This window comes from Enterobacter sp. BIDMC92 (assembly GCF_001030225.1).
GTDB classification, from domain to species: Bacteria; Pseudomonadota; Gammaproteobacteria; order Enterobacterales; family Enterobacteriaceae; genus Enterobacter; species Enterobacter sichuanensis.
The window spans coordinates 3164373-3189867 of sequence record NZ_KQ087598.1 but is presented as its reverse complement, the minus strand read 5'-3'; the positions used below and the strand labels follow the sequence as shown (position 1 = coordinate 3189867).

Annotated in this window: 21 protein-coding genes and 1 riboswitch; of the genes, 4 read left to right on the top strand and 17 right to left on the bottom strand. The window is 56.6% G+C overall.

All coding sequences use genetic code 11. The features are described 5' to 3' along the window. From SP99_RS24925 to SP99_RS23885, 4 genes are all read right to left on the bottom strand, one after another. Positions 1-725, bottom strand: a 725-nt coding sequence (locus tag SP99_RS24925) for a hypothetical protein (RefSeq protein WP_197086102.1), incomplete at its 3' end; no start/stop codon positions are given. Between the two features lie 593 nt (positions 726-1318). Beyond that, the gene (locus tag SP99_RS14970; protein ID WP_047959076.1) at positions 1319-1804 is read right to left on the bottom strand and encodes an Hcp family type VI secretion system effector; all 486 of its coding nucleotides are present in this window, start codon (positions 1802-1804) and stop codon (positions 1319-1321) included. Positions 1805-1822: 18 nt separating this feature from the next. Continuing rightward, positions 1823-2149, bottom strand: a complete 327-nt coding sequence (locus SP99_RS14965) for a DUF1493 family protein (protein ID WP_047959075.1) — start codon at positions 2147-2149, stop codon at positions 1823-1825. Next, complete coding sequence (locus SP99_RS23885; protein WP_072060277.1) at positions 2143-2592, bottom strand: STM2901 family protein; 450 nt, start codon at positions 2590-2592, stop codon at positions 2143-2145. Before SP99_RS23885 ends, SP99_RS14965 begins: the two co-directional genes overlap by 7 nt. A 418-nt stretch (positions 2593-3010) precedes the next feature. Next, positions 3011-3107: riboswitch (TPP riboswitch) on the top strand. Between the two features lie 35 nt (positions 3108-3142). On the opposite strand from SP99_RS23885, the gene thiM reads away from it, so the two are divergent. The 3 genes from thiM to SP99_RS14950 are packed head-to-tail and all read left to right on the top strand — an operon-like array spanning position 3143 to position 5499. Then, entirely contained in the window at positions 3143-3913 is a 771-nt protein-coding gene (gene thiM, locus SP99_RS14960; protein ID WP_047959074.1) for a hydroxyethylthiazole kinase, read from the top strand. Next, entirely contained in the window at positions 3910-4710 is an 801-nt protein-coding gene (gene thiD / locus SP99_RS14955; RefSeq protein ID WP_047959073.1) for a bifunctional hydroxymethylpyrimidine kinase/phosphomethylpyrimidine kinase, read from the top strand. The genes thiM and thiD overlap by 4 nt, the downstream gene beginning before the upstream one ends. A gap of 42 nt (positions 4711-4752) precedes the next feature. Beyond that, a complete protein-coding gene (locus SP99_RS14950) occupies positions 4753-5499 on the top strand; it encodes a GntR family transcriptional regulator (RefSeq protein WP_025760289.1) in 747 nt (248 codons plus the stop codon). Here the strand turns inward: SP99_RS14950 and SP99_RS14945 are convergent. From SP99_RS14945 to SP99_RS14935, 3 genes are read right to left on the bottom strand one after another with little or no spacing between them, the layout of a single operon-like run. Then, complete coding sequence (locus tag SP99_RS14945) at positions 5473-6426, bottom strand: PfkB family carbohydrate kinase (protein ID WP_047959072.1); 954 nt, start codon at positions 6424-6426, stop codon at positions 5473-5475. The two genes, SP99_RS14950 and SP99_RS14945, sit on opposite strands and share 27 nt — an antisense overlap. Next, positions 6423-7427, bottom strand: a complete 1005-nt coding sequence (locus SP99_RS14940) for an ADP-ribosylglycohydrolase family protein (protein WP_047959071.1) — start codon at positions 7425-7427, stop codon at positions 6423-6425. The genes SP99_RS14945 and SP99_RS14940 overlap by 4 nt, the downstream gene beginning before the upstream one ends. After that, a complete protein-coding gene (locus SP99_RS14935) occupies positions 7424-8701 on the bottom strand; it encodes a nucleoside permease (protein ID WP_047959070.1) in 1278 nt (425 codons plus the stop codon). Before SP99_RS14935 ends, SP99_RS14940 begins: the two co-directional genes overlap by 4 nt. Positions 8702-8949: 248 nt before the next feature. On the opposite strand from SP99_RS14935, the gene fbaB reads away from it, so the two are divergent. After that, positions 8950-10002 carry a class I fructose-bisphosphate aldolase gene (gene fbaB / locus SP99_RS14930; protein ID WP_047959069.1) on the top strand — a complete coding sequence of 351 codons (1053 nt, stop codon included), beginning with the start codon at positions 8950-8952 and terminating at the stop codon, positions 10000-10002. A gap of 465 nt (positions 10003-10467) precedes the next feature. Here the strand turns inward: fbaB and yegS are convergent, their stop codons facing one another. The 10 genes from yegS to SP99_RS14880 form a co-directional block, all read right to left on the bottom strand. Then, positions 10468-11367 carry a lipid kinase YegS gene (yegS, locus tag SP99_RS14925; RefSeq protein ID WP_047959068.1) on the bottom strand — a complete coding sequence of 300 codons (900 nt, stop codon included), beginning with the start codon at positions 11365-11367 and terminating at the stop codon, positions 10468-10470. Positions 11368-11528: 161 nt separating this feature from the next. Next, entirely contained in the window at positions 11529-12134 is a 606-nt protein-coding gene (locus SP99_RS14920) for a hypothetical protein (RefSeq protein ID WP_053060160.1), read from the bottom strand. 344 nt (positions 12135-12478) lie between these two features. Further along, positions 12479-13840: a prephenate-dependent tRNA uridine(34) hydroxylase TrhP gene (trhP, locus tag SP99_RS14915; RefSeq protein ID WP_025758705.1), complete on the bottom strand. Its 1362-nt coding sequence runs from the start codon at positions 13838-13840 to the stop codon at positions 12479-12481. Between the two features lie 154 nt (positions 13841-13994). Then, positions 13995-14327, bottom strand: a complete 333-nt coding sequence (locus tag SP99_RS14910) for a YegP family protein (RefSeq protein ID WP_025758706.1) — start codon at positions 14325-14327, stop codon at positions 13995-13997. A gap of 137 nt (positions 14328-14464) precedes the next feature. Next, positions 14465-15187: an envelope stress response regulator BaeR gene (gene baeR / locus SP99_RS14905; protein WP_025758707.1), complete on the bottom strand. Its 723-nt coding sequence runs from the start codon at positions 15185-15187 to the stop codon at positions 14465-14467. After that, positions 15184-16587: an envelope stress sensor histidine kinase BaeS gene (baeS, locus tag SP99_RS14900; protein ID WP_047959067.1), complete on the bottom strand. Its 1404-nt coding sequence runs from the start codon at positions 16585-16587 to the stop codon at positions 15184-15186. Before baeS ends, baeR begins: the two co-directional genes overlap by 4 nt. Then, positions 16584-17999 (bottom strand): MFS transporter, encoded by a 1416-nt coding sequence (locus SP99_RS14895; protein ID WP_047959066.1) that lies wholly within the window; start codon positions 17997-17999, stop codon positions 16584-16586. The genes baeS and SP99_RS14895 overlap by 4 nt, the downstream gene beginning before the upstream one ends. Beyond that, the gene (mdtC, locus tag SP99_RS14890) at positions 18000-21077 is read right to left on the bottom strand and encodes a multidrug efflux RND transporter permease subunit MdtC (protein WP_047959065.1); all 3078 of its coding nucleotides are present in this window, start codon (positions 21075-21077) and stop codon (positions 18000-18002) included. After that, on the bottom strand, positions 21078-24200 hold the full coding sequence (locus SP99_RS14885) for an MdtB/MuxB family multidrug efflux RND transporter permease subunit (protein ID WP_047959064.1): 3123 nt from the start codon (positions 24198-24200) through the stop codon (positions 21078-21080). Next, positions 24200-25402, bottom strand: a complete 1203-nt coding sequence (locus SP99_RS14880; protein WP_047959063.1) for an MdtA/MuxA family multidrug efflux RND transporter periplasmic adaptor subunit — start codon at positions 25400-25402, stop codon at positions 24200-24202. Before SP99_RS14880 ends, SP99_RS14885 begins: the two co-directional genes overlap by 1 nt. Positions 25403-25495 lie beyond the last annotated feature (93 nt).

Here is a 25495-nt window from a genome sequence, read left to right as displayed (position 1 = left end):
GGCTCAATGTGCTGCCCGTCGAGGTGCGTGGCTAACAATGCAGGCTGCGGCGCAACAGGGATTTTCTGCGGCGGCAGAGCCGGTTTCGGGGCCTGGCCTGGCTCAATGTGCTGGCCGTCGAGATGCGTGGCTAACAATGCAGGCTGCGGCGCAACAGGGGTTTTCTGCGGCGGCAGAGCCGATTTCGGAGCCTGGCCGGGCTCAATGTGCTGGCCGTCGAGGTGCGTGGCTAATATTGCTTTTGATGGTTCAATAATCAAAGGCTGCTTAGTTGTTGTCGTTACAATGCTTGCAGCTTTTATAGTATTAGTTGGTGTTGAAATTACTCCTGGCTCGTTTAATGTTGTTTTAGTATTAGTTACAGCAGTAATACCAGTCGTTACCAAAGGTATATTAGTAGTTAATTTTACTTGTGCAGTTGTAGAAGGAGTTAAGGTGCTCATTGATACAGGTGGAGCGATACCGCCGATCTGATTTACATAGATAACTTTATCTTGTGCCTGATCATAATAGCTATTGCTTAATAAAGTGTAGTTAGCATCTTTCAGGCTATTAGCAGTTAACACGCCGTTACGAATCCACGGAGCATATTTTACAATATCTGGATGCGATTTAAAGTAAGAGTTGGCGGCAGCAAGGTCAGCACCAGTTAAAGAAGCTTCAGCTACACCAGTAGACACAGCACTAAACACAAAAATAGCAACAGCAGATTTAGATAAACTCATTTAAAAGCTCTCATTACTTAAACAATAAATAAAAAGTAAGGGCGCTATCCTGGCGGGAAGATACAACTTCTTGTTATATCTGCATTAATTCACGATTAACGAAAAAGTTTTAGTTTGGTGACTTATTTCGTAACGTGCAGTAACTATCTTTGAATGTGTAATTTTGGTTATTGATCTAAATCATAAATCGCATTAATAGCTAATTTAGTTCATTGTAATAGAAAAGATATTACCTGTTTAATATCAATAATATAAGTTTTAAGATGGTTTGATTTTATGATATGTATGAAATGAAAACTCATAAATATTTTTTAAGTTTTTTGGCGAGGAAAGATGAAAAATAGGCGAAATAGTTAATGTAAATTAATGGATCTCTCTCTCTGTTTTATTATTGAATCCTTCTTATGTTTTGAATGAAAGCAATGCTGAGCCTAACAGTAATCCTGCAGTTTTTTGCTAAAAATATTGTTGTTGAAAACTCAAGCGAAAATGTATCTAGATATAAATTTATATGACTTAGTAACAGAATTGTTATACAAAATGGAGAGTCTGAAGGAGGGGCATGCTAGCCCCATGTTTAAAGGTTTTTTTTGCTATGCTTGTTTCTTTTCATTCCAGGCATCGGAATGCAAGATATTGCCATCCTTATAAAGGTGAGTGATTTTCTCGTAGGCTAAAGAAATATCTTCCATATGGCCTGTACCCGTAGCCGTTCGGGTATCGTGCATTAAAGGGCTAAAGCTAACTACTTTCACACGTTCTAATGTAATGGTGTAGTAAATTTCCTCTTGCCCGCTGTAGTTGATACGATAGAAATTAAACTCAGCGCTTTTAAGAGTCTGCCCCGTTGCAACAGCTTTAAACAGATAGGGTGATGAACTGTCAATCTCTTTAGTGAAATTGAATGAGCAATGTTGTCGGTTTCCTGTTACTTTACCTGTTAAATTGTCTGTAGGAATGATCACGCTATGCTGTAAGCTACGTAGTTCTATGCTTCCATCACGTCCATGAACGTCACAAGACCCCATGATCTGAGATCCACCATCATCTTTTAAAATCAAATGTACTGGTACAGCCATTTTTAACGCTCCTTGCTGTTAGTCGTATAACCATCTTCCTGCTTTAGCCGATTCTGCAAACATCCTTACAGTAAGAGGTTTTGAGATTTGCTTTACTGGTTTATCAGTAAACCATCTTCTAAAGAACCACGTTCTAAACCACGGATAATATTTCTGATAATTCATTGCTGACATGTCAACATTAAAAAAACTGTCGTATTTATTAATGCAATAAATTAAATCATCATCGTCTGCATAATCTTGAAGAATATCATCAAGCTCTAACGGTATCAGCTTTCCTGTGAATGTACCTAACACAGGTAACTCTTTACGGAATAGCTCTAAAACTTCCTGATCTGTTACCATATCCGATCTTTCTCGTGTGCGATTATGTTGTAGTCACGAACGGTTTTATAAACGATTTGACTAATATCGCTCGCTACTATAGCCCAACCAACAACAGGTAATCCACGCCCTACAAAAGCGCCCAGGTTAGTAACATATTTAGGCTTAAGTGTTGTTATGCTCGCTTCTGTAAGAGTTGGAAGTCTTATAGGTAATTCAGTGTTAAGAAGTTGGCGAAGGTATTTTGATGCTATTGACGTTCCCGCTGTGGTTCCGTAAGGTTTACCTCTTGTTTTTAATAATGGCAGACCCAGAATAATACAGCTCATTGAAATAACATCTTTAATTCCGCCAAATTGATTATTAACTCTATCCAGTAAAATCCAAAAAAATAACTCTCCTGCAGTGATATTGCATACGCCACGATAGAAATATGTTCCATTTAATTCTTCAACTGTATCCATCAGTAACCCTTTAATTTCAGGTAACATGTTGATTAATCGTACTGCGCGCAAGTACAAAGGGGAAGCTGTTTTTATGAAAAAGCACTTAAAATCAAAGTGCTGTTGGCTAAATGATAAAGGTTATGTGTGCAGGCTATACATTGACACATTCGCATACCAGTGAATTATATAAGGGAAAGAGAAGGGAATTGATTAGTTACTGCTCAATATCATCTCTTAAAATGTTAATTATTTTCTTTTCTGTGAAGGACCTTTTAGTTATTTAACTAAAAAGACAGTGAGTAATAGAATGTCGTTGTTCTTTCTGAGCACTCGAAGTCTTTCGCTCCTGCCTTGCGTGAAGAATCATTATCCGAAAGGGCGCGCTTGCTTGAGCAAGCAACTTCCCCTAATCTGGCAAAATGTAAGCTAATGCTTACCAAATGACTCGGGGTGCCCTTCTTTGTGAAGGCTGAGAAATACCCGTATTACCTGATCTGGATAATGCCAGCGTAGGGAAGTCAGATGCCTTCCCGGTCATCGCTTCTTCACGCAAGGCAGGAGCGAAACCATGCAGCCTGACCTGCTCGATTTACACGTTTTACACCACTTCCGAACCCGTTCTCCGCTTACGCATTGTATGACCAACGATGTCGTGCAGACCTTTACGGCCAACGTTTTGCTGGCGCTTGGCGCATCCCCCGCGATGGTGATCGAGGCCGAAGAGGCTGAACAGTTTGCCGGGATGTCCGATGCGCTGCTGATTAACGTTGGCACGCTCACATCGCCGCGCGCCCAGTCAATGCGTCGTGCCATTGAAAGTGCAGTGGAGGCAGGCAAACCCTGGACGCTGGACCCGGTGGCGGTGGGCGCCCTGGCGTTCCGCACCCGTTTTTGCCATCAAATTCTTGCCCTGAAACCGGCGGCCATTCGCGGCAATGCCTCCGAAATCCTGGCCCTTGCCGGCATGAGCACGGGTGGACGTGGCGTTGATACGACCGATACCGCTGCCAGCGCGGTGCCAGCTGCCGAGGCGCTGGCCCGCCAGACCAACGCCATTGTGGTCGTCACCGGTGAAGTGGATTACATCACCGACGGACAGCGAACCCGCACGGTCACGGGTGGTGACCCGCTGATGACGCGCGTGGTGGGCACCGGGTGTGCGCTCTCTGCCGTTGTGGCGGCAAGCTGCTCGCTGCCGGGCGACAGGCTGGATAACGTCGCTGCCGCCTGCGGCTGGATGAAACGGGCCGGATCGGTTGCCGTTGCGCACTCTCGTGGCCCGGGCAGTTTTGCCAGCGCGTTCCTGGATGCGCTTTACACGCTGGAGGTACCGGCATGAAACGGATTAACGCCCTGACCATTGCCGGCACCGATCCCAGCGGCGGCGCCGGTATCCAGGCTGACCTGAAAACGTTCTCGGCTCTTGGCGCGTACGGTTGCTCGGTGATAACCGCGCTGGTGGCGCAAAATACGCGCGGGGTGCAGTCGGTCTACCGTATCGAGCCCGATTTTGTCGCCGCACAGCTGGATTCGGTGTTCAGCGACGTGCGCATCGATACCACCAAAATCGGCATGCTGGCCGAGACGGACATTGTTGAAGCGGTGGCGGAACGGCTTAAGCGTTATCAGGTGCAAAACGTGGTGCTGGATACCGTCATGCTGGCAAAAAGTGGTGACCCGCTGCTCTCCGCTTCCGCCGTGGAGACGCTGCGCAAAAAGCTGCTGCCGCAGGTGGCGCTCATTACCCCTAATCTGCCTGAAGCTGCCGCGCTGTTAGGTGCGCCGCACGCGCAAACTGAGCGTGAAATGAAAGAGCAGGGGAATGCCCTGCTGGCGATGGGCTGCGGGGCGGTGCTGATGAAGGGCGGCCATCTGGATGACGAGGAAAGTCCGGACTGGCTCTTCACACGCGAAGGCGAAGTGCGTTTCACCGCCCCGCGCGTGCAAACCAAAAATACCCATGGCACGGGCTGTACGCTCTCGGCCGCGCTGGCGGCGCTGCGTCCACGGCATGAAAACTGGGCCGATACGGTGCAGGAAGCGAAAGCCTGGCTCTCCGCGGCGCTGGCAAAAGCCGATACTCTGGAAGTGGGTCACGGTATTGGGCCGGTTCACCATTTTCATGCATGGTGGTAGGCCTTATACTGGCAGAACACATCACGCCTGAGAAAAACAGAGATGGAACAAGCGCATACCCGGTTAATCGCTCAATTGAATGAACGGATCGCCGCGCCCGATAACACGCCGCTGTACCTGAAGTTTGCCGAAACGGTAAAAAACGCGGTGCGCAGCGGGGTGCTGGAGCATGGCAATATTTTGCCCGGCGAGCGCGATCTGAGTCAGTTAACCGGCGTGTCGCGTATTACCGTGCGTAAAGCGATGCAGGCGCTGGAGGAAGAGGGCGTGGTGACGCGCGCCCGCGGCTATGGCACGCAAATCAACAATATCTTCGAATATTCCCTGAAAGAGGCGCGCGGTTTTTCCCAGCAGGTGGTGTTGCGCGGTCAAAAGCCGAATACGCTGTGGGTCAACAAGCGGGTGGTGAAGTGTCCGGAAGAGGTGGCGAATCACCTTTCCATCCCCCCCGAGAGCGAGGTATTCCTGCTCAAACGTATTCGCTACGTTGATGAGGACGCCGTCTCGATTGAGGAGTCCTGGGTGCCGGTTGGGTTAATTCCCGACCCGGATGCGATCGGTATTTCGCTCTACGATTACTTCCGCAGCCAGAATATTTTCCCGCAGCGTACCCGCTCGCGCGTTAGCGCCCGCATGCCGGACAGCGAGTTTCAGGCGCACATCAAGATGGATGAAAAAATACCGGTGCTGGTGATCAAGCAGGTTGCGCTCGATCAGCAGCACCGGCCGATTGAGTACAGCATCAGCTACTGTCGCAGCGATCTATACGTCTTTGTGTGCGAGGAGTAGCGCCTCGCGCGTCGGGGCGCAATCACCGCCACGGTGGCTTACCACCCAGGCGGCGACCGCGTTGCCGAGTTGCACCGCGTCTGCCAGCGACCATCCCGCCGCCAGCCCGGCAAGCGTACCGCCCGCATGGCTGTCGCCAGCGCCAATGGTGTCCACCACCGTGGCGGGAAACGCCGGAACAACGCCTGAGGCGTTACCGTCATACCACGTAGCACCGTCTTTATCATGGCGCACAATCAGCGCGGCGCCGAAGCGCTCCTGCCATGCCTCACCCAGGTTTTCAGCCTCCATACCCAGTCTTTCAGCAGCGATCTCCGCTTCCTGACGATTAAGCGAGACGATCGGCCTGCAGGCCATAATCCGTGCCATCAGCGCGTCAGGGATATCCGCAATGCGTGGGCCGAAATCGATAAACGCCGTCACGTCCCGCAACCCTTCCAGCCAGCCCGTCAGCAGCTCGCCGCACGGCGAGGCCAACTGGTAGCCGGACAAATAGACCAGGCTGTTTTGCGGAACGTGAAGCGCATCCAGCCAGCGCTGTTGCCACTGGTTCTCCACGCCGCTAAAGGACATAAAGGTGCGCTCGCCGTCAGGCTCCACCAGCGCCAGACACCAGCCGTTGTCGCCGGTTTCGGCCTCCACGGCGCTGTGCAGATCCTGCTTCGCCATCGCGTTACGAATAATATCCGCCCACACGCCGTGGCCGACAGGCAGGGCGTTTTGCGCCGAAATGCCGAGCCGCTTCAGGGCGATGGCCGTGTTCAGCGCGCAGCCGCCAATATTTACCCCCTGCTGTTTTAACTCGATATCGCACCCGCGCCAGGGCAGGGCCCAGGCGTCGGCGATGACGTCAATCACCGCCGCGCCCAGCACTGTCACCGGGCGCGTGGCGTGCAGGGTTTCCAGGCGTTGGGCAAATGAACTCATACCCCCTCCCTTTGCTCCCGGTAGTGCAGCAGTTTTTCGCAGTAATGGCCGAAATCAAGCTGATTGACGGCGTCAAGCTCGGCTTTAAGCGCCGGGTCAATGGCCTGCACGCCGTGGAGCGCACCGCAGATGGCCGTCGCCATTGCGCCAATGGTGTCGGTGTCCCCGCCCAGGTTGGCGCATAGCACCGCGCAGCGGTTTGGATCGGTTCCTGCCAGTTCGACCATCGCGATGGCCGCCGGAACGGACTCAATGGTGCTGGTTCCCGCACCAGTCAACTGGTAAATCCGCTCGCTGGCGGAGTCGATACCGTTGGCTTCCCGTACGGTCTTCAGCGCCAGCTCAATACGTGCCGCCAGCGAGGCGCTGAAGGTAGTGGTTTTCGCCTCCTGGGCATAGCGGGAGATACCCGGCAGGGCATCGACGATGTTCTGCCAGCGTTCCCCGTCGATGGCGCGTGAAACCGCCCAGGCAATCACCACCGCGCCGGCAATCGCGAGGTCAGATTTATGGGTCGGGCTGGAGGCCAGCGCCACCTGCGCGACAAAGTGTTCCAGCCGCGTCGCCGGAAGCAGGCAGCCCAGCGGGGAGGCACGCATCGCCGCTCCGTTGGTGACACCGTTGTTTTCCAGCTCGCTGACCGGTTTCCCGTCACGAATAGCGTTAAGCGCGATTTTCGATGTCGGGCCAAGCACGTTCTTGTTAAAGGCGTCGAAATCGAGCGCCCAGCGCAGAATATGTTTGCCGATAACATCCGCGTTAATTTCCCCTTCGCACTCAATGATCGCATCCGCCAGGCACAGCGCCATTGAGGTATCGTCGGTGAACTCCGCGCGCTTAAAATAACAGGCCGCGTTATTCTCCGCCGGGCCGGGTAAGAAGCGGTCTATCCAGCCGAAGTGCGCTTTGACGCGCTTTCGCGGCCACAGCTCCGACGGCATGCCCATCGCATCCCCTAACGCCTGCCCATAGAGGGCACCGAGAACACGTTCTTGTTTCATTTAACTTCCCCTTGTGTCAGCGCAGAATCGCCATCCACCACCTCAATTGCGGTGATCTCAGTATCCGATTCGCGGAAAAACAGCATAAACAGCACGGCAATCACAGCAATCATGATCCCGCCGAATGTCCACATTCCGGCCCAGTTGAAGGTCAGCCCATTCACCGGCTCTTTGTATGCGAACATTTTTTCCATCATTACGCCGCCGAGGCGGTAGCCCAGCAGGCTACCAAACCCCTGACAGCAGAGCGTAATCAGGCCTTGCGCGGCAGTGCGCATATGCACCGGCGATTTTTTATCCACGTAGATATACGCGGTGACGTAGTAGAAGTCGTAGCTCACCCCATGCAGCAGAATGCCGAGGAACAGCAGGGCATAGGTGAAGTACTGCTCTGCGCCGCCGTAAACAAAGAAACCGTAGCGGATAGCGGCGGTGATCAAGCCCAGCAGCAAGACCTTCTTAATACCAAAGCGTTTGGTGAAGAACGGCAGCGCCAGCATGAAGAAGATTTCAGAGAACTGACCGAGCGTCATCCAGCCGGTGGCGTTTTTCATTCCCACTTCCGTGAGATAGCCGTTGGCGAAGATGTAGTAGAAGGCCAGCGGCATGGCGAACAGAAACGAGCAGAAGAAGAACACCAGGAAGTTTTTGTCGCGCAGCAGGATCAATGCATCCAGCCCCAGCATCACTTTGAAATCCAGCTTGCCGGTACTTTTCGGCGGCGTGTTCGGCAGGAACAGGGCAAACACGCCGAGCAGGGCGGAGCTGGCCGCGGTCATCAGCAATGGAATATTGGTATCGGAAATATCGTTGTAGCCCAGCATCTGCGGCAGGAAGCCGCACGCCAGCCCGGAGGCGATCCAGCCGATAGTTCCCATCACGCGGATGCGCGGGAAATCGGCCTCGACGTCGTCCACGTTGGCGAAGGCAATACTGTTGGTCAGCGCGATGGTGGGCATGTAGGTCAGGGAGTAAACCAGCAGCAGCGGGAAGAAGGTGCTGAACTGGGTTTGCTGTGCGGCGAAGTACATCAGAATCGCGCCGGTAAACATCAGTACCGCCAATACTTTCTGCGCGGCAAAGAAGCGGTCGGTCAGCGAGCCGACAAGAATAGGTGAGAGGATAGCGGCAATAGCGGTACAGGCGTAAGACCAGCCGATCTCCCCGGCGGTAAACCCGCTTTTGCTCAGCCACAGCCACAGCGGTACGAACCAGGCTCCCCAGATAAACCATTCAACAAACATCATGAATGACAGTTGGACTTTCGTTTTCATTGTTTAATCCTGCATGTCAGAGGGTACGCCTTTAACATACCATTCAATAATACCTTTTAAATACCTTTGTGGTGATTGTTTGATCAATGTAACAGTTTTGTTGTACACGAATCGAGCCAGCAGATTGTGCTGAAAAAAAATGCAAAAGGTGGAAAATCTGTTAAGTCGGTACCAGGCTTAGTCTGCCCAGAAATAATGGGACTGGATAAACACACACCGACACGACGTCGGACTTACGGGAGTATCACATGACTGATATTGCGCAGTTGCTTGGCAAAGACGCCGACAGCCTTTTACAGCATCGTTGTATGACCATTCCAGCCGACCAGCTTTATCTGCCTGGTCATGACTACGTCGACCGCGTGATGGTCGATAACAACCGTCCGCCTGCCGTGCTGCGAAACATGCAGACGCTCTACAACACCGGGCGGCTCGGTGGCACCGGGTATCTCTCTATTCTGCCGGTAGACCAGGGCGTTGAGCACTCGGCGGGTGCCTCTTTCGCGGCGAATCCGCTCTATTTTGATCCGAAGAATATTGTTGAGCTGGCGATTGAAGCGGGCTGTAACTGCGTGGCGTCCACCTATGGTGTGCTGGCCTCGGTCGCGCGTCGCTATGCGCACCGCATTCCGTTCCTCGTGAAGCTCAACCACAATGAAACCCTCAGCTACCCCACCGAATATGATCAAACCCTCTACGCCAGCGTCGAGCAGGCGTTCAATATGGGGGCGGTCGCCGTAGGGGCGACGATCTATTTCGGCTCTGAACAGTCCCGTCGTCAGATTGAAGAGATCTCTGCGGCGTTTGAGCGCGCGCACGAGCTGGGCATGGTGACCGTGCTGTGGGCTTACCTGCGTAACCCGGCGTTCAAAAAAGACGACGTGGATTACCATGTGTCCGCGGACCTGACCGGGCAGGCGAACCACCTGGCGGCCACCATCGGCGCGGATATTGTGAAGCAGAAAATGGCCGAGAATAACGGCGGGTACAAAGCGGTGAACTTCGGTTACACCGATGACCGCGTGTACAGCAAGCTGACCAGCGATAACCCGATAGACCTTGTGCGCTACCAGCTGGCGAACTGCTACATGGGCCGTGCGGGGCTGATTAACTCCGGCGGCGCGGCGGGCGGGGATACTGACCTGTCAGACGCGGTGCGTACGGCGGTTATCAACAAGCGCGCGGGCGGCATGGGGCTGATCCTGGGCCGTAAGGCGTTTAAGAAATCGATGGCCGACGGCGTGAAGCTGATCAATGCGGTGCAGGACGTCTATCTGGACAGTAAAGTGACGATTGCCTGACGTCTCCCTTTCCCTGTGGGGAGAGGGTTCCCCAGTAGTTTTTTTACCGAAAGCGACGAATGTTTCTACAGGAAAATTTAATGATTTACAGCGACGTCCTGGTCCGGCTGTAAATCGCTGAGGCGTTTCCTGCAGGCCGGGGCGAGGCGCAGGGATGCGCCGAGAGGGCGGGCTTTACAGGGATGTTACCTCCGCCCGTCCCCGAAAAGCCGGAAGGAATAAGCCGAGGGCACCGCGAAGCGGCGATTTACCGCCGGGAGCCCGGGTCGCCAGGGTGGTGGCGATTGAGCCACCCTGGCACGTTCACCGGTCATGTCGTTACAGAGTAGCAAGGAACATAAAGTGAACGGAATTACCTCCACAGTCGTATGTTCCCCCCTCACCCCAGCCCTCTCCCTCAAGGGAGAGGGAGTTGTCTGTGCAGGCATTATTATGAGAGGGCATCATCGCGTACTATGCTAAACGTCAGCGCAGAAGCACACAGTCCGGCGGCAACCGGCACTGCAGCGCGCCGGGCAACACCTCAATGCGGAACTGCGTCCCGCTCAGCGGTTCCCCGTCAAGGTTAAACGTCATCCCGTGCGGGGCATTGACCTCAAACCATGCGGATTTCCCGTCAATGATATTCGGACTCTCTTCCGGCTGCGTCAGCGTGGTAAACAGCGCGGGCAGCAGGCCGTCGCCCGTGAAAATCCGCAACTGTAGCTGACCGTCATTAATCAGCGCCTCCGGGCACAACTGCTGCCCACCGCCCGCCTGGCGGCCATTGCCAATGCCAATCACCAGCGCGTCACCCTGCCACTGAAAATCCTCGCCGCGAATTTCGCAGCGGTCAGGCTTGAGGGTATCCATGCGCATCAGACCGTGGATCAGGTAAGAGACGCCGCCCAGCGCCGCCTTCAGTTTTTCCGGTGTTTCGCTGGTGATACGCGTACCGAACCCGCCCGTCGCCATATTGATAAAGCAGGTTTTGTCATTCACCTGAGCAATGTCCACGGCGGTGGCTTTACCGAGGATGGCCAGCTGGAGCGCCTTCGCTAACTCCTCAGGGATCCCGGCGCTGGTGGCAAAATCATTGGCGGTGCCGAGCGGTAAAATGCCCATCACCGGGCGGTTTGCTGTCGGCAGGTCGATAAGTGCAGAGGCGATCTCATTGATGGTGCCATCGCCGCCGCCGGAAATGATGGTCTTAACGCCCAGTCGAATGCCTTCATCGATGTACCGTGCTGCGTCACCTTTTTCGAATGTCACCCGGACGTGAATTCGCGCACCGTCTTCACGTAGTTCGGTTATTGCCTGGCGCAACAGATCGTTGCCTGCACTTTTGCCATTGAGAATCAATAAACTGTCTGGATAGGTTGCCATCCTCGCTGCTCCCTTTTTTAGCGTTAGTAAGAGTGTATAGCAGAGAGAAAAAAAGCAGGTAAGAACAGGATGAAAGGCAAAAATAAGGCTGCGAAAAGGGGATTTATCCCCCTTCATGGCGTTTATCTTTTATATGCCGGTTCCTCAAAGGACTCATACCCTTAACGTTTGAACCCTGCCGTTTGTTTATGCTCTATTTTCAACTGCTTACGCCAGACCCGATTATGTAGCGTTAGCGCAATTGATCGGTAAAAGACCGATGTATTCATCCACACGATATTCAGGCAGAAAAATCCCAATCCTAATAATGAGGTTATTTGCGGTGTGTAATTCTCTACAGAGCTGAATACAAGCGAAACCCACGTCCAGATAAAGTAAACGATGCTCATCAAGCCAGTCAGTGTAATGACAGAAATATGCAGTTTATATCCCGTTAAGGATCCTCTGGCAGTTAGAAACATCGTGCTCATCACAACCATGCAATACACCACTGCTGCAAGGAATACTCCCATCATTACCTTAAACTCAGGTAAGCCGAGCAGGCGAAATAGCAACATCCAGACAGAAACTTGTAGCATAGCGTAGCAAAAAATAGTGAGTAAGGTACTTATTGCTAATGGAATGCCTGTCATATGTACACCCACAGGAACACCGAACTGACCTTTTAAGCGATCTTTCAATGATTCAAGCCGCTGGAGATCGTCAGTCGCCATTTGACGTGTAATCAGAGTACTTAATGCAAGGCTCTTCTTGATGTATTTTATCATGTCCGGGTCAATTACTTCCTGTATATGAAAAAGACTGAATCAAACCAAAAACGTATTTTCCAGATTGTGTAATATTCTGAGGATTCCGGATTGTACCCGAGATAGCACTGCCCAACACCCTTCATATGGTGGGTCTTTGCAATTTGATTCTTAATAAGTGGACTGAAAGGTGCAAAAAAATAAGCCCGCGTAAGGGAGATTACGCAGGCTAAGGAGGTGGTTCCTGGTACAGCTAGCATTTATGGGTTATGTTTTTCAGCGGGGGGATAATACCCGTATTGAACGAAGCGGTATGTGATCCGATTCTAAGAATTATCCCAGCGCGAAAAAATTTCCCCGATTAACTATTTGCCGTGTGGGTTTCGGGTGCTTTCACCGTTGAAATTACGCATCAGCAGCGCAAACTTCAGCTCCACCTCTTCCGGCACCGGCAGCCAGACGGTATGACCGTCACCTGGCGCCACGTCAATCGCTTCGCCTTTGCCGTTTTCCAGATGCTCCAGCGTGAAGTTCATGTTGCCCTGCGGGGTCATCAGCTCCAGGCTGTCGCCTTTGGTGAACTTGTTTTTCACCGCTACGGCCGCCAGCGCGCCTTTGCGCTCGCCGGTGAAGTCACCGACAAACTGCTGGCGCTCGGATACGGAGTAGCCGTGCTCGTAGTTCTGGTAGTCGTCATGGGTATGACGGCGCAGGAAGCCTTCGGTATAGCCGCGATGCGCCAGGCCTTCCAGGGTCTCCAGCAGGCTGGTATCGAACGGTTTACCGGCGGCGGCATCGTCGATGGCTTTGCGGTACACCTGCGCGGTGCGCGCGCAGTAGTAATAGGATTTGGTGCGGCCTTCGATTTTCAGGGAGTGCACGCCCATCTGGGTCAACCGCTCGACGTGAGCAACAGCGCGCAGATCTTTTGAGTTCATGATGTAAGTGCCGTGCTCATCTTCAAAGGCGGTCATGTACTCGCCCGGACGTTTGGCTTCTTCAATCATAAATACGCTGTCGGTGGGCGCGCCGATGCCCAGCGTAGGCTCAACGTTAGTCACCGGGATAGGTTCATGCTTGTGGACGATATTGCCGATGTCGTCCTCTTTGCCTTCCTGGACGTTATATTCCCAGCGGCAGGCGTTGGTGCAGGTCCCCTGGTTCGGGTCGCGCTTGTTGATGTAACCAGAGAGCAGGCAGCGGCCGGAGTAGGCCATGCACAGCGCGCCGTGAACGAAGATTTCGATTTCCATATCCGGCACCTGGGTGCGGATCTCTTCGATCTCTTCCAGGGAGAGCTCGCGGGAGAGAATGACGCGGGTCAGCCCCATCTGCTTCCAGAATTTCACCGTCGCCCAGTTTACGGCGTTAGCCTGTACGGAGAGGTGAATATCCATCTCCGGGAAGTTCTCCCGAACCAGCATGATTAAACCCGGATCCGACATGATCAGCGCGTCCGGCCCCATCTCCACCACCGGCTTCAGGTCGCGGATGAAGGTCTTGAGCTTGGCGTTGTGCGGCGCGATGTTGACCACCACGTAGAATTTTTTGCCCAGGGCATGCGCTTCATTGATGCCGAGCTGCAGGTTCTCGTGGTTGAATTCATTGTTACGCACGCGCAGCGAGTAGCGCGGCTGGCCCGCGTAGACAGCGTCGGCACCATAGGCGAAAGCGTAACGCATATTTTGCAGCGTTCCCGCCGGGGAAAGGAGTTCCGGTTTAAACATGTTTGTTCTCGTTCTGATGACAGGTCAGATCCGCGTGCACACGGTGCAGCGGTAAGGGGAGATCCCCCACTTTAAGGGCGGGCATTGTAGCGCTGCGGGGCAGGGAGGTAAAGCGCCGGGTCGCGTCACCGTTTTCCCGGCGCGCGTCCTGCTGTCAGGTATTGTCTTTTACCGTCTGAGATGACCCGTTCGTTTTGACGGAGGCGATACCCTTATCACGGGATTGTTCCGTCGCATAAAGCTGGCTGCTGCCAATCACCTGATGATTACCCGCCCTGAGATTGAAATGGAACTTACCGTTCGAGGCTGTTTTCTTTTCGTAACGCTCGTCCTGCGGGCTGTTCGTGCGTACGGAAGCAATGCCGTTTTCGGCGGCACTTTTACTGGTGTAAAGCTCGCTGGTCAGGATGATCTCCCCGTTTCCAGCTTTCAGCACAAACCTGAACTGACCATCACTGCTTTTACTTAATTCGAACCAACCAGACATAGGAACTCCTTGAGCGAAAGTAAAAATTATCAGCACCAGTTATAAGTAAGCGAACCGGTAAAAAGAGTATGGTTGATTCCTGGATGGATTCCAGAAAAGAAAAAACCCGCCAGACGGCGGGTTTCAGAGGTGAAACGTCACACTATCCGGCACGCATCCGCTTCCCAGCGATACCCCACGCCATACACTGCACGAATAAATGACTGTTCAGCGTCCAGCGCCTCCAGCTTGCGGCGCAGGTTTTTGATGTGGCTGTCGATGGTGCGGTCGGTCACGACGCGGTAATCGTCATACAGGCGGTTCAGCAGCTGTTCGCGGGAGAAGACTTTCCCCGGCTCGTGGGAGAGGGTTTTCAGCAGGCGGAACTCGGCGGGCGTGAGGTCCAGCAGTTTGCTGCGCCAGCTCGCCTGGAAACGGCTTTCATCCACAATCAGCGGGCTTTGCGCGTCCAGCACCTGAAGCTCGCGCTGCGGTTTACAGCGGCGCAGAATGGTTTTCACGCGGGCGACCACTTCACGCGGGCTGTAAGGTTTGCAGATGTAATCGTCCGCGCCAATTTCGAGCCCCAGCAGGCGGTCGATCTCTTCAATTTTGGCGGTGACCATCACGATCGGCACGTCGGAGAAGCGACGAATTTCCCGGCACAGGGTCAGGCCATCGGTACCGGGCAGCATCAGATCCAGCAGGATCAGGTCCGGCGGCGTCTGGCGCACGTACGGCAGCACCTGGTCGCCGTGGCTAATCAGCGACGGGGCATAGCTGGCCGCACGTAAATAGTCGATCAGCAACTGCCCGAGCTTGGGCTCGTCTTCGACGATCAAAATGCGCGGCGTGTTTTCGTCAATGGGTAACTCGGTCATACTTCTCTCGATAACTCCCGTTCCAGCGGTAACTCTACTGTAATGCTAACCCCGCCAAAAGGCGAATGGGCGGCGCGTATCGTCCCATTATGCGCCTCAACGATGTTAACGCAAATTGCCAGCCCCAGCCCGGAGCCGCCGCTGGCGCGGTTACGGGACCCTTCGGTGCGATAAAAACGCTCAAACAGTTTTTCCAGCTGCGCATCCTGCACGCCGGGGGCGGAATCCGCAAAGGTGAGGGAGAAGCGTCCGTTTTCCTGTTTGCCGGAGATATGCAGCCCGCCGCCGCTGTCGGTATAGCGCAGGCTGTTTTCCAGCAGGTTGTTGAACAGCTGCATCAGGCGATCTTTATCGCCAAATACCACCGCGCTGTCCGGCAGGGAGAGATCAATCTTCAGGTTGCGGCTGGCAAACCGTTCCCGGAACGCGCCGCTGGCGACTTCAAGCACGTTGATCACGTCGACGGGTGCCTTCTGGTAAGCCAGCGCCCCTTCATCGGACATGGAGAGCTGGTGGAGGTCATCCACCAGTTTGGTGAGCGTGCCCACTTCCGCCTGCAGGGAGGCCACCGATTCAGGCGTAAACTGGCGCACGCCGTCCTGAATGGCCTCCAGCTCGCCGCGCAGCACCGCCAGCGGCGTGCGCAGCTCGTGGGAGATATCGGCCATAAAATCGCGGCGCATCTGCTGGTTTTTTTCCAGGGTGCTGGCGAGCTGGTTAAAGTCCTGCGCCAGCTTGCCCAGTTCGTCCTGGCTGCGGGTGTCGACGCGGGTCGTGAAATCCCCGGCCGCCAGTTTGTGCGTACCTTCCACCAGCCGTTTTACCGGCGCGAGCAGACCACGCGCCAGCGGGAAGGTGGCGAGCGCGGCGAGCAGGGTGGAGAGGGCGACAATCAGCCAGCTTGTCCGGCGCTGCTGGCGGTCAAAGTTGATGTCGGTATTGCGCGTCAGGCGCTCCACCGGCGAGGCGATCACCCAGCCGACGGTGGCGTTATTCACTTTAATCGCCCGGCGGGTGCCGTCCGGCGGTATCGGCGCGCGCGGGCCAACCAGAGGGCGCATCTCCTGGTCGATCACCCAGAACTGGGTACGCCAGCCGTGCGGCGGCATGCCCGGCCCCGGGCGGTCGTCACCGGTGTCGTGCTCCAGCGAACGCAAGATCTGAAAAATAAAGCGGTCGTTATTGCGCAGAAAACGCCAGTTGCCGTGCTGGGCGTACTGTTCACTCAGTGCATCGCTTAAGCCCTGTAAACGCTGTTCATTGCCATGCTTGATGTAATCAATAAACCCGCGCTCAAAGCTGATCCGCACCGCCCAGTGCATGGTGATCAGCAGAACGATACAGGTGGCAAAAATCGCCAGAAAGAGCTTACCGGTAATCCCCGGACGCCAGAATTTCATGAGCCACTCCTTTTGCCGCGACCAATCACGACGTTCTTGCGGGTATCATCCGGCACTCGGGCGAAGATGAATGCGGGCAGGGCGATAATGACCGCCATGCTGAGATACGTATATAAAAAGACCTGATGCGCCACCGGCGTGTCGACGCTGAGGTGGTGCTGACCGTACATGCCGAGCAGCAGACCGGCGATAGTCACGCCGACGCTCATGGAGAGCTGCATGATCATCGACAGCAGGCTGTTGCCGCTGCTCGCCAGCTCATCCGGCAGGTCTTTCAGCGTCAGGGTATTCATCGACGAAAAGCGCATGGAGTTGATCACCCCCTGGCAGAACAGCACCAGCGGCAGGACGTAGTACCAGCCCATCAGCGCCACGGCCATAAACAGCAGGCTGACCAGCGCCAGGCCAAGCGTGGCGGCCACCAGCACGTGACGATAGCCAAAGCGGTTGACGACCTGCACCACGATGCGCTTCATCCCCATGCTGCCGAGCACCATCGGGATCATCATCAGGCCCGCGTGAAACGGTGAAAAGCCCATGCCGATTTGCAGAAAAACGGGCGTCATAAACGGCAGCATGCCGCTGCCGACGCGTCCGGCAAAGCTGCCGAACAGGCCAAGACGGTAGGTGGAGTTTTTAAACAGCGTCAGGCTGAACAGCGCCTTGTCGTTTCCTCTGGCGTGCCAGAGGTACCCCAACACAGCGGTGAGGCCGAGGGCGACCAGGATACCCAGCGTCAGGGACGAAATCCCCAGCCCTTTTTGCCCGTCGAGGGCGAGGGTGAGCGTTGCCATGCCTGCGGCAAGCAGGATAAAGCCAAAGAAATCAAAGCGCCGCGTCTGCATTTTATAGTTTGGCATCAGCGCCAGGGTGGCAATCGCGCCAACGATGCCCACCGGCAGGTTGATTAAGAAAATCCAGTGCCAGGAGGCATACTCCACCAGCACGCCGCCCAGCGCCGGACCCAGCAGCGGTCCCACCTGGCCGGGCAGGGTGACAAAAGTCATCGCCGCCATGTACTGCTCGCGCGGAACAATCTTCATCACCGTTAACCGCCCGACGGGGACCATCATCGCCCCACCGATACCCTGCAGCACGCGCGCCATCACCAGCTGGTTGAGGGTATTGGCCTGGGCGCAAAACAGCGAGCCGGTGGTAAACAGCACGATGGCGGTGAAAAAGATGTTCCGCACGCCGACTTTATCGGCCAGCCAGCCGCTTGCAGGCAGCATCACGGCCACCGTCAGCACGTAGGAGACAATCACCATATGCATATGCAGCGGGCTCTCCCCCAGGCTTTTCGCCATCGAGGGGAGGGCGGTGTTAACGATAGTCGTATCCAGCGACTGCATAAAAAAGCCGAAGGCGACAATCCATAATTGCCAGCGAACGCTGCTGGGAAGCTCAGTCATTTACCCGGTCACCGTGGTTCTGTTTTTACGTGCAACGCGCAGCCGCAGGCGGTCAAAGAAAAGATAGACCACCGGCGTGGTGTAGAGCGTCAGCAGCTGGCTCATCACCAGCCCGCCGACAATGGTGATCCCCAGCGGCTGGCGCAGCTCCGAGCCGTCGCCCCCGGAAATCACCAGCGGCAGCGCGCCAAACAGCGCCGCCAGGGTGGTCATCATGATCGGACGAAAACGCAGCAGGCAGGCCTGGAAGATGGCCTCTTCCGGCGACAGGTTGCCGTTGCGCTGGGCGTCCAGGGCGAAGTCGACCATCATGATGGCGTTTTTCTTCACAATACCGATTAACAGCATGATCCCGATAAGCGCGATGAGGCTGAACGGCGCATCGAACAGCTCCAGCGCCAGCAGTGCCCCCACGCCCGCCGACGGCAGCGTCGAGAGGATGGTCAGCGGGTGCACGTAGCTCTCATACAGAACGCCCAGCACAATGTAGACCGTGGCGATGGCGGCCAGAATCAAAATCACCTGCGAGTTCATCGTCTCCTGGAACACCTGCGCGGTGCCGGCAAAGCTGCCGCGCACGGTGGACGGTACGCCAAGCTGCGTCATCGCCCGGTTGATCGCGTCGCTGGCCTCCGAAAGCGACGAACCGGCGGGCAGGTTAAAGGAGATGGTCGACGCTGCCGACAGCCCCTGATGGTTCACCGATAGCGGCGCGTTGGCGGGCTGCCAGCTGGCAAAGTACGAGAGCGGAATCGCCTTGCCGTCGTTGTTGATGACAAACATTTTGTCCAGGGCGCTGATGTCCTGGGTGTAACGCGGGTCAACCTCCATCACCACCTTATACTGGTTCATTGGCTGGTAGATGGTGGAAATCTCGCGCTGGCCGAAGGCGTTGTTCAGCAGACTGTTGGCGGCTTCAACGTTAATGCCCAGCCGCGACATGGTTTCGCGGTCATAGGTCAGGGCCATCTCGGCGCCGTTGTCCTGCTGATCGGAGTTTACGTCCGCCAGTTGGGGCAGGGCGGCCAGCGCCTTGCGGATCTTCGGCTCCCACTCGCGCAGGGCGGCTAAATCGTCAGAAAGCAGGGTGTACTGGTAGCTGGCGTTCGCCTGTCGTCCGCCGACGCGGATGTCCTGAACGGCCATCAAAAACAGGTTGGCGCCAGGCTCTTTGGCGAGCTTCACCCGCAGGCGGTCAATCACCTGCTGGGCGGTTTCGTTGCGCTCGCCGCGCGGCTTAAGGGTAATAAACATCATCCCACTGTTCACGCGTGACCCGCCGGTAAAGCCGGTGACGTTATCCACGGCTTTGTCTTCCCGAATGATCTTCATAAAGTCCTGCAGCTTGCCGCGCATCGCCTGGAACGAAATGCTCTGATCCGCCTGAATACCGCCCATCAGCACGCCGGTATCCTGCTCCGGGAAAAAGGTTTTCGGGATGGAGATATACAGCCAGACGTTGAGCACGATGGTGCCGATCAGCACCAGACCGACAAGCCGGGTATGGTTCAGCACCCACTTCAGCGATTTTCCGTAGCCCTCCTGCATCGCCAGCAGAACGCGGCCAAAGCCTTTGCGGCGCGGCTGTGAGTGCGGCCTGCTGCGCTTAAGCATCCAGCCGCACATCATCGGCGTGAGCGTTAAGGAGATAATCAGTGAAATACCGATGGCGACGGAGAGGGTGACGGCAAACTCGCGCAGCAGCCTGCCCGGCAGTCCGCCCATCAGCAGCAGCGGCAGGAACACCGCCACCAGCGACAGGCTCATGGAGAGCACCGTAAAGCCCACCTCGCGCGTCCCCTGCAGCGCGGCCTGCAGCGGCTTCACGCCAGCCTCCAGGTGGCGGAAAATATTCTCCAGCACCACGATGGCGTCATCCACCACAAAGCCCGTGGCAATCGTCAGGGCCATCAGCGACAGGTTGTTGAGGCTAAAGCCGCACAGATACATGGCGGCAAAGGTGCCGATCAGCGATACCGGCACGGCCACCGCCGGAATCAGCGTCGCCCGGCCGGAGCGCAGGAACAGGAACACCACCAGGATCACCAGCGCAACCGAGATCACCAGCGTTTGCTCCACCTCTTCCAGCGAGGCGCGAATGGTCGGGGAACGATCCTGGGCAATTTGCAGATCGATAGCCGCCGGGATGGTCTGCTGTAGCTCCGGGAGGCGGGCGCGAATGCTGTTCACCGTCTCAATGATGTTGGCTTCCGGCAGCTTGCGGATCATCAGCAAAATCGCCGGTTTGGCGTTGGTCATCCCGGCGTTGCGCACGTCCTGCACCGAGTCGGTGACGCTGGCGACGTCGCTTAAGCGCACCGCCGCGCCGTTGTTGTAGTGAATAATCAGCGGCTGATATTCCGCCGCGGTTTTCAGCTCGTCGTTGGTGTGGATCTGCCAGCGGTGGCTTCCGTCCTCAATCGCCCCCTGCGGTTTGCGCACGTTGGCGTTGCTGATGGCGGAGCGCACATCGTCCAGCGACACGCCCTGGTTAAACAGCGCCTGCGGGTTTAACCCCACGCGCACCGCGGGCAGGGAGCTGCCGCCGACGCTCACGTCACCGACACCGTTAATTTGTGAAATTGTCTGCGCCAGCTGGGTAGACGCAAAGTCGTAGAGCTGGCCCTGCGAGTAGGTGTCCGAGGTCAGCGTCAGGATCATGATCGGCGCGTCGGACGGGTTGGCTTTCCGGTAGGTCGGACGGCTCGGCATCCCGCTTGGCAGCAGGCTTTGCGCGGCGTTAATGGCGGCCTGCACGTCGCGCGCCGCGCCGTTGATATCCCGGTCGAAGCTGAACTCCAGAATGATGCGCGTACTGCCGAGCGAGCTGCTGGAGGTCATCTCGTTGACCCCCGCGATCCGCCCGAGCGAGCGCTCCAGCGGCGTGGCAACGGACGAGGCCATGGTTTCCGGTGACGCACCCGGCAGCGAGGCGCTGACCATGATCACCGGGAAATCCACCTGTGGCAGAGGCGCTACCGGCAGCAGCCGGAAGCCCAATACGCCGCACAGCGTAATGGCGAGCGAGATTAATATCGTCGCCACCGGGCGATAAATGAAGAGGGCGAAAAACTTCACTTATGCCTCCTCTTCACGTTTCGGGAAGCGGCTTTTGGTCCACAGCGCCAGGCGGTCAAACAGCAGATAAATCACCGGCGTGGTGAACAGCGTCAGCACCTGGCTCACCAGCAGACCGCCGACCATGCCAATGCCCAGCGGACGACGCAGCTCCGCGCCGACGCCGGTGCTGAGCATCAGCGGCAGCGCCCCCAGCAGGGCCGCCAGCGTGGTCATCAGGATCGGGCGAAAACGCAGCAGGCAGGCCTGGAAGATGGCATCACGCGGCGACATGCCCTGCTCGCGCTCGGCGGCCAGGGCGAAGTCGATCATCATGATGGCGTTTTTCTTTACGATCCCGATAAGCAGGATGATGCCGATGATGGCAATCACGTCCAGCTCGCTCCCCGCCAGCATTAAGGCCAGCAGCGCCCCCACGCCCGCCGTCGGCAGGGTGGAGAGGATGGTGATTGGGTGAATAAAGCTTTCGTACAGCACGCCGAGCACGATATACATCGCCACCACGGCGGCGACGATCAGCCAGATGGTGTTGCCCAGCGCGGCCTGGAACGCCAGCGTGCTGCCCTGGAACTGGGTCTGAATATCAGCCGGGAAACTTACCGCTTTTTCCGCCGCCTGAATGGCCTCCACCGCTTCGCCGAGTGAATAATTGTCCGGCACGTTGAAGGAGATGGTGGTGGACGGGAACTGATCCAGATGGTTAACCGACAGCGGGGTGTAGCGCTCTTCTACCGTCGCAATCGCGCTCAGCGGCACAATCCCGCCGTCTTTGCTGGTCAGGCGCACCGAGTCCAGCCCTGCCAGGCCCGGCGTGTTTTCCGTGTTGTGCTCCAGCACCACGCGATACTGGTTCGCCTGGGTGTAGATGGTGGAGATCAGACGCTGCCCGAACGCGTTATACAGGGCGTTATCCACATCCGCCATGGTGATGCCCAGACGGCTGGCGGCGTCGCGGTTGACGTTAACATATGCCGCCAGCCCTTTGTCCTGCCAGTCGCTACTGACGTCGGAGAGCTGCGGCAGGGTGTTAAGCTTATCCACCAGTTGCGGCACCCAGGTGCTGAGCGCGTCCAGTGAGGTGGCCTGCAGCGTGAACTGGTACTGCGTGCGGCTGACCTGGGTATCGATGGTCAAATCCTGAATCGGCTGCAGGTAAAGCTCCACGCCCGGCACGCGGGCGACGGCGTTTTGCAGCCGTTCAATGACGGCGTTGACGCGATCGTCACGCTCATCCAGCGGCTTGAGGTTGATCTGCAGACGCGCGCTGTTCAGCGACGGATTGGTGCCATCCACCCCCACGTAGGCGGTCAGGCTTTCCACGGCCGGATCCTTCATGATGATGTCAGACACCTGCTGCTGGCGCTGGGCCATGTTGGCGAAGGAGACCGACTGCGGGGCCTGCAGCGTGCCCTGAATAATGCCGTTGTCCTGGATCGGGAAGAAGCCTTTCGGAATGAAAATCCACAGCATCACGCTGAGCGCCAGGGTTCCCAGCGCCACGCCGAGGGTGGCCCATGGATGGTTGAGGACTTTCGCCAGCACGCGACCGTAGGCGGCAATAATCCGCTCGAACATGCGCTCGGAGGCGCGGGAGAAACGGTTTTGCTTGCGCAGTGACGCGTGGCTCAGCATGCGGGCGCACATCATCGGCGTCAGGGTCAGTGACACCACGGCGGAGATCAAAATGGCGACCGCCAGCGTCACGGCAAACTCGCGGAACAGACGCCCGACGATATCGCCCATAAACAGCAGCGGGATCAGCACCGCAATCAGCGAGAAGGTGAGCGAGATAATGGTAAAGCCGATCTCACCTGCGCCTTTCAGCGCGGCGGCCAGCGGTTTTTCACCTTTCTCGATATAGCGCGAGATGTTCTCGATAACGACGATGGCATCGTCCACCACGAACCCGGTGGCGATGGTTAGCGCCATCAGCGTCAGGTTGTTGATCGAGAAATCAAGGAACACCATCACCGCAAATGTGCCCACCAGCGAGAGCGGAACGGCGACGGCGGGAATAATGGTTGCCGGAACGTTACGCAGGAACAGATAGATAATCATCACCACCAGCGCAATCGCCAGCATCAGCTCAAACTGGGTGTCGGTAACCGAGGCGCGAATGTTCGTGGTGCGGTCGGAAAGCACCTTCACACTGACCGATTTCGGCAGGCTTTCAATCAGCTGCGGCAGCATCGCGCGGATGCTGTCGGCAGTTTCGATGATGTTCGCCCCAGGCTGGCGCTGCACGTTCATCACAATCGCCTGCTGTTTGTTGGCCCACGCCCCCAGCCAGCTGTTCTCCGCGCCTTGTTCCACGGTCGCCACATCGCCCAGACGCACCGGGGCGCCGTTCTGGTACGCGATGATCAGCTGACGGTATTCATCGGCGGACTGCATCTGGTCGTTGGCAGAGAGCGTCACGGCGCGGGTCGGGCCGTCCAGCGAGCCTTTTGCCGAGTTGACGTTGGCGTTGCTGATGGCGCTGCGGATGGTTTCGCTGGTCAACCCCAGCGCGGCAATCGCCTGCGCGTTCAGCTTAACGCGCACCGCCGGGCGCTGTCCGCCCGCCAGCGTGACGAGCCCGACGCCGGAGACCTGAGAAATCTTCTGCGCCACGCGGGTTTCGACCATGTCTTCGACCTGGGTCATCGGCAGGGCGGAGGAGGTGACGGCAAGGGTCATGATCGGCGGATCCGCCGGGTTCACTTTGCTGTAGACCGGCGGGTTAGGCAGGTCCGACGGCAGCAGGTTGGTGGCGGCGTTAATCGCGGCCTGAACCTCCTGCTCGGCGACATCCAGCGACAGCGTAAGCTGGAACTGCAGCGTCACGACGGATGCGCCCCCGGAACTCTGGGAGGACATCTGCTTTAATCCCGACATCTGGCCGAACTGGCGCTCCAGCGGGGCGGTGATGGCGGAGGTCACCACGTCCGGGCTGGCGCCGGGATAAAGCGTCACCACCTGAATGGTGGGATAGTCCACCTCGGGCAGTGCCGAGACGGGCAGAAAGCGATAGCCGATAATCCCGGCGAGCAGGATCGCCACCATCAGCAGGGTGGTGGCGACAGGGCGGAGGATAAACAGGCGTGACGGCCCACCTGTGGAGCCTGGCGGCATCACCTGCATCAGGAGCTAGCTCCCTGTTTCGCCGGTTCCACCACTTCCACTTTGGCCCCTTCGGTCAGACGGTCAATGCCGTCGGTGACCACGCGGTCGCCTGCGGAAAGGCCCGCGCTAATCACCACCGTCTGGCTGTCCTGAATCCCGGTTTTCACCAGATGTTTGCTGACTTTATTGTCGCTGTTGAGCACCCAGACGAAGTTGCCTTCGTTACCCATCTGCAGCGCAGCGGTGGGGATCACCACCGCGTTCTCTTCGGTCGCCACCAGCATGCGTGCATTGACGAACTGGTTCGGGAAGAGGGCATCGTCCTGGTTATTAAAGCGCGCCTTCAGCTTGATGGTGCCGGTGGTGGTGTCGATCTGATTATCCAGACTGAGCAGGGACCCTTCGCTCAGTTTCTGCTTATTGGTGCGGTCCCAGGCTTCAACCACCAGCCCTTTGCCGGCTTTTTGCGCCTGCACTACCGTGGCAATATCGCTTTCCGGCAGGGTAAAGACTAAATCAATCGGGTGGGTTTGGGTGATCACCACGATGCCGGTGGTATCCCCGCTTGAGATCTGATTGCCGATATCCACCTGCTTCAGGCCGACGCGGCCGTCAATCGGCGCGGTGATGCGGCTCCAGTCCAGCTGCAGCTGCGCGCTGGCTACCGCGGCTTCGTCAGCCTTAATGGTGCCCTGCGTTTCGCTGACCAGCGACTGCTGCGTGTCCAGCTCCTGACGGGAGACCAGATTGGTTTTCACCAGCTGCTGGTAGCGCGCTAAATCGCGCCGGGCGTTGGCGAGGGTGGCTTTGTCTTTCGCGAGCTGCCCCTGCGCCTGGGCGAGGGCGACCTTAAACTGGCTCGGGTCGATTTCCGCCAGCAGATCGCCGGCTTTGACCTGCTGGCCTTCCTGGAAGTGAATGGCCATCAGCTGGCCGTCGACGCGGCTGCGCACCGTCACGGTGTTGGCGGCGGTAATGGTCCCGAGTCCCGTAAGATAGCGAGGAACGGCTTTATTCACCGCCGTGGCCGCCTGGACCGGTGCCAGCGCGCCGCCATGCATACCGTGACGCCCTCCGCCAGCCGGGCGCTGTGGCTGGCTGGTGGCACCGGCGGGTGCGGCGGAGTTCGCGGATTGACTGTGCCAGTACCAGGCGGCGGCAAGGACCACCACAATGATGCCAGCGGCGATTGCCCAGCGGGATTTGTTACTGCCTTTCATCGTTATACGTTCTCATCCTGAATACTTCGGGGAATGATACTAGTTTAGTCAGGCAACACAGCGGAAAAATGGAGGAAATATGGAAGACTGTCG